The sequence below is a fragment of the Aerococcus sp. L_32 genome (genome assembly GCF_050689315.1).
This window is the reverse complement of sequence record NZ_JBOEQF010000828.1, coordinates 1-818: the sequence shown is the minus strand read 5'-3', so window position 1 is coordinate 818 and position 818 is coordinate 1. Positions and strand designations below refer to the sequence as shown.

Here is an 818-nt window from a genome sequence, read left to right as displayed (position 1 = left end):
ATGATTCACTGCGGGCACCTGGTCGTGCTGACGAGAGTGCATCGGCAATGGCAACTAAGCTAGCGATAACACTTGTTGCTTCAACGTCACCATGATGGCTAGCAATGGCGTTAATAACCGTTTCAGGTTCTTGGTATTTGATTGCAAATTCCGTACCAATTTGTACGTGAGACCCTTCGACTTCATGATCAACGGCCTTACCGATATCATGCATTAGACCAGCGCGTTTAGCTAACTGTACGTCTTCACCAAGTTCTGCTGCCATCACACCAGCTAATTTAGCAACTTCAATACTGTGATTCAAAACATTTTGGCCGTAACTTGTTCGGTAGTATAAGCGACCTAATGTTTTCACTAAGTCAGGGTGAAGAGAATGAATTCCTAAATCAAAAATAGTTTCTTCACCGATTTCTCTTACTTTACTATCTATTTGTTTACGAGCTTTTTCAACTGCCTCTTCAATTTTGGCTGGATGGATACGTCCATCTCCAATCAATTTATCTAAAGCGATTTTTGCAATTTCACGACGAATTGGATCAAATCCACTTAATACGACAGCTTCAGGTGTATCATCAACAATCAAGTCAATTCCGGTTAAGGATTCTAATGTCTTGATGTTTCGTCCTTCTTTACCGATGATACGACCTTTCATATCATCATTTGGTAAGTGAACAACTGTAACTGTAGATTCTGTAACTGTATCCGCTCCAGAGCGCTCAATAGCTTGAAGTACAATTTGTTTTGCAACTCGATCTGCCGTGTCATTAGCTTCTTGCTCTGCCCTCTTAATTAATAAGGCTTTCTCATGAGCTAATGTC

At 40.7% G+C, this 818-nt stretch carries 1 protein-coding gene; it reads right to left on the bottom strand.

Features of this window, described 5'->3' with window-relative positions; genetic code table 11:
* The coding region (gene rny, locus ACRCJ0_RS16735; RefSeq protein ID WP_431391286.1) for a ribonuclease Y at positions 1 to 818 on the bottom strand (818 nt) is incomplete at both ends.